3 protein-coding genes and 1 pseudogene are annotated in these 4328 nt (G+C 69.2%); 2 read left to right on the top strand and 2 right to left on the bottom strand.

What is annotated here, in order from left to right:
• On the bottom strand, window positions 1–1175 hold a 1175-nt coding region (locus RMO85_RS07580), incomplete at its 3' end, for a wax ester/triacylglycerol synthase family O-acyltransferase (protein ID WP_310528107.1).
• A gap of 114 nt (window positions 1176–1289) precedes the next feature.
• On the opposite strand from RMO85_RS07580, the gene RMO85_RS07575 reads away from it, so the two are divergent.
• Both RMO85_RS07575 and RMO85_RS07570 read left to right on the top strand, forming a co-directional pair.
• Window positions 1290–1742, top strand: coding sequence for a hypothetical protein (locus RMO85_RS07575; RefSeq protein WP_310528106.1), 453 nt, complete (start codon window positions 1290–1292; stop codon window positions 1740–1742).
• Window position 1743: 1 nt separating this feature from the next.
• The gene (locus RMO85_RS07570; protein ID WP_310528105.1) at window positions 1744–3066 is read left to right on the top strand and encodes a hypothetical protein; all 1323 of its coding nucleotides are present in this window, start codon (window positions 1744–1746) and stop codon (window positions 3064–3066) included.
• On the opposite strand, the pseudogene RMO85_RS07565 reads toward RMO85_RS07570, so the two are convergent.
• Window positions 3067–4328: pseudogene (locus RMO85_RS07565) on the bottom strand (hypothetical protein); the annotation flags it as partial.

Genomic DNA, 4328 nt, shown 5'->3' with positions numbered 1-4328 from the left:
CCGGGAACGTTGGTCACCGACAGGTGGAAGCCGCGGCGCTGCTCCGCGGCGGCCACCCGCGAGCCCAGCGCGTGGAAGGTCGTCGGCGCGAAGCCGGCGATGCCGGCCAGCCGATCGGCACCAACGCCCCGACCGGTCTCCTTGTGGGCCTGGAAGCTGTAGCTGACCTGGTGCAGGCGGACCACCGGCGACGGCTCGGAGATCGGCAGGTTGACCATGTGGCCGGCGATCTGGGTGCCGAGCGAGGTTGGCTCGAGCTCGTCGTCGATGACCGACATCGGCACGATCGCCTTGATCGTCCTGAGTCCGGCCATCGACTCCGTACGCGTCATCAGCCAGCCGCGCAGGCCACCGGTGAGGGTCGCCAGGATCACGTCGTTGATCGTGCCGCCGTGGACGCGACGGATGCGCTTGTAGTCGTCGAGCTCCGTGTGGATGGTGAGGAACCGCCGCTGTTGCGAGAGCGGCCGGTTGATCGGCGAGGAGGCGACCGGCTTGCGACCGGCCAGCGCACCCGCGACGTCACTGAACCGGTGGCGGGCGGCATTCGCCGTACGCGCCACGGACTCGGCGTTGGCCTGGACCGTCTTGATCAGGGTGGACGGTCGTTCGATCGAGTCCGTGAGGGCACCCAGGGCCAGCGACAGCGCATCGGGACGGCCCCGCGGGTGCCATTCGTCGTGCCCGAGCTCGGGACGGTCCGGCTCGGTGTCGAGGAGCACCTGTCCGATGTCGACGGTCTCGCGTCCGTCGACCAGGATCTGGTGGCTCTTGGTGAGCACGGCCACCCGACCGCCGGCGAGGCCCTCGACGAAGTAGGTCTCCCACAGCGGGCGGGACCGATCGAGCGGTCGGGACGCGATCCGGGCGACGAGTTCGCGCAGCTGGTCGTGGTCACCTGGTCGCGGAAGTGCCGAGCGCCGGACGTGATAGCTCAGCTCGAAGTCCGGATCATCGACCCACAGGGGCGTGGCCAGCCGGCCCGGCACCCGCTGCAGCCGCTGGCGGTAGCGCGGCACGAACGCGATGCGGTCCGCGATCAGTTCCACGAGGCGCGCGTAGTCGAAGCCCGACTCGCCGGGATCGAAGATCTCGACGGTCGCGTTGTGCATCGGTGTTCGCGGGGACTCCTTGGCAAGCAATGCCAGGTCCCGCGGCCGCAGCCGCTCGCTCATGTGTGCCCTTCGTCATGGTGTCGGCCGCCACAGGGTCACACACCCGGGCACCCATGGTCTTGCTCCGCGTGGGATTCTGACAGAGGAACAGCAGTCAGACGAGAAGTAGGCCCCATGACCCGCACCACTCACCGCCGCTCACGACGTCTGGCCACCGCGGCCGCGGCCCTCACGATCGGTCTCGGTGCCGGGCTCACCGGCTGTGCGAAGGACGCCGAACCGGCCCCACCGGCCAGCTCGACGGCCAGCGAGCCCCCCAGCGACACGACCTCCTCGAGCACTCCCTCTGACACCGCGACCCCGCAGTCGCAGACCATCGACGTCTCGGTCTCCGGCGACACCGTGGTCCCGAGTGGAGAGCGCGTCGACGCGAAGGTCGGCGAGGAGATCGTGCTCCACGTCACCGCCGACGCGCCGGGTGAGATCCACGTGCACTCCACCCCCGAGCAGGAGTTCACCTACGAGGCCGGCACCACCGACCTGCCGCTGACGATCGATCAGCCCGGCCTGGTCGACGTCGAGTCGCACACCCACGACCTGGTGATCGTGCAGCTTGAAGTCCGCTGACGTGGGCGAGCGCGTCCTCGCCCACGGCATCGGTGGCGCCAAGGACCTGCCGATCCCGCTCGAGCTCGCCATCGCCGGGGCCGTCGGGGCACTGGTCGTGTCCTTCACGGTCCTGGCGATCGCGTGGCGTACGCCGCGCTACGACTCCGCCACGAGCGGTCGGCTGGCTCCGGCGTGGCTCGAGGGCCTGACCTCGTCCCTGCCCTGGCGGGTCTGGTGGCGCGCGTTCGGCATGCTCGCCCTGCTCTACGTCGGCTGGGCCGCAGTGGCCGGCCAGGACACCTTGATAAACCCGTTCCTGGGTGTCTTCTACGTGCTCGTGTGGGTCGGCATGGTGCCGCTGTCGGTGTTCTTCGGACCCGTGTGGAAGGCGATCAGCCCGGGCCGCACGATCAACCTGCTGCTCGCCAAGGCATCCGGCGGTGACCCCGCGCTCGGCCTGTACACGTACCCGGCGCGGCTGGGTTACTGGCCGGCGACGATCGGGCTGTTCGCCTTCGTCTGGCTCGAGCTCGTCTACCCACACTCCACCGAGGTCGGTCCCGTCCGACTCTGGTGCGCGGCCTATCTCGGCATCATGCTCATCGGCGGCGCGCTGTTCGGCAACAAGTTCTACGAGCACGCCGACCCGTTCGAGGTCTACTCGACCCTGGCCGCCAAGCTCTCCGTCTGGGGTCACCGCGACGGCCGCCTCGTCCTCCGCTCACCGCTGGCCAACCTTGACACCGTCGTGGCCGGGCCGGGGCTGCTCGGCGTGGTCGCGGTGCTGTTCGGCAGCACCGCCTTCGACTCCTTCAAGGACTCGAGCCCGTGGGTGAGGTTCGTCCAGTCGACGAGCATCAGCTCCGGCCTGCTCAACAACGTGGCCCTGCTGGCCTTCTGCGTCGGCATCGGGCTGGTCTTTGCGATCGGGACGATGACGACGGGCGTCGGCGGCGGCGTACGCCGCAGGACCCTGCCGGACCTGCTCGCGCACTCGGTGGTGCCGATCATCGTCGGCTACATCGTGGCCCACTACCTGACCTACCTCGTGGAGTACGGCCAGACCACGATCATCCAGCTGAGCGATCCGCTCAGCACGGGCGACAACCTGCTCGGCACGGCCGACCTGACGGTGAACTACTGGTTGTCCTACCACCCGACGTTCCTGGCCCGGCTCAAGGTGCTCGCCGTCGTCACCGGGCACGTGCTCGGGGTGATCGCGGCGCACGACCGCGCCATGAAGTTGTTGCCGGCCAGGCACCAACTCACCGGTCAGCTCCCGCTGCTGCTCGCGATGGTCGGTTTCACCGTCGGCGGGCTCTACCTGTTGTTCGCGGCGTGATCAGGACAGACGCGGGTCCACGACGGTGGCATAGACCGGACGCGTTGACCGGGCATTGCCGATTCCGTTGACCGGTCCGTAGGGCCACCCGGCCGGCAGGTAGTCGATGCCGGCGACGATGTCGCAGGTGATCCGGTCGCCGATGACCTTGTCGAGCGGGTCGAGACGACCGATGTAGAGGATCTGGTCGTGCTTGCCCTCGTTGGGGGTGCCGATGTCGTCGTAGTCGTCGCAGTAGAACTCGTCGCGGACGCCGTCGTCATAGGTGTAGATGGTGTCATCGCCCTGCTCGGTGAAGACGCGGTCCGTACCCGGGCCGACGAAGATGATGTCGTCGCCCTCGTCGCCCTTGATGAACTGGTCGTTGCCGTCGCCGTCGATGATCGTGTCGTTGCCGGGCCCGCCGCTGAGCAGGTAGTCGTCGCCCGGGCCGCCGTTGACGTAGTCGTTGTCGCCGAGTCCGAGCAGCTTGTCGTTGCCGTCGCCGCCCAGGACACGATCGTTGCCGGGTCCACCGTTGACCTCGGGTCCGCCCTGAACGTTGTCGGCCGGCGGCTTGCCGTCGTCGCCGGGCCCGCCGTCGAGCACGTCGTCGCCCGGACCTCCGTTGATGCTCTCGCGGCCGTCGCCGCCGACGATCGTGTCGGCACCAGCGGCGCCGGCGAGATGATCGTCCCCGGTCCCGCCGTCGATGTTGTCGTTGTCGCCGTTGCCGTCGAGGTCGTCGTTGCCGTCGCCACCGAGCACGGTGTCGTTGCCGACCCCGGCGTCCACCACGTCATCGTCGGGGCCGGCGTCGATGACATCGTTGCCCTCCGCGCCGGTGATGATGTCCACGCCGGGACCGCCCACCAGGCGGTCGTCGCCGCCCTGGCCCTGGAGGGTGTCGTTGCCCTCGCCGCCGTCGATCGCGTCGAGACCGACCGCGCCGATGAGCGTGTCGTTGCCGAGGCTGCCGGAGAGCGAGTCGTCGCCCGCGCTGCCGGCGAGGTTGTCGTTGCCGGTGCCCCCTTCGAGCACGTCGTTGCCCGGTCCGGACTGGACCTTGTCGTTGCCCGAGCCGCCGTCCACCGTGTCGCTGCCGGGGCCGGACATCACGGTGTCCTTGCCGCCCTTGCTCTTGATGGTGTCGTTGCCGCCCAGGGAGACGATCCGGTCGGCCTTGCCGGTGCCGGTGATCTTGTCCTGCTGCTGGGTTGAGCCGGCGTGCGCCGACACCACGGGGACGGACAGGCACAGGGCGAGGAGGGCTGGCGCGACTG

The sequence above is a fragment of the Nocardioides sp. genome, from assembly GCF_031422975.1.
Lineage (GTDB): Bacteria > Actinomycetota > Actinomycetes > Propionibacteriales > Nocardioidaceae > Nocardioides.
This window is presented reverse-complemented; position numbering and strand designations above follow the sequence as displayed.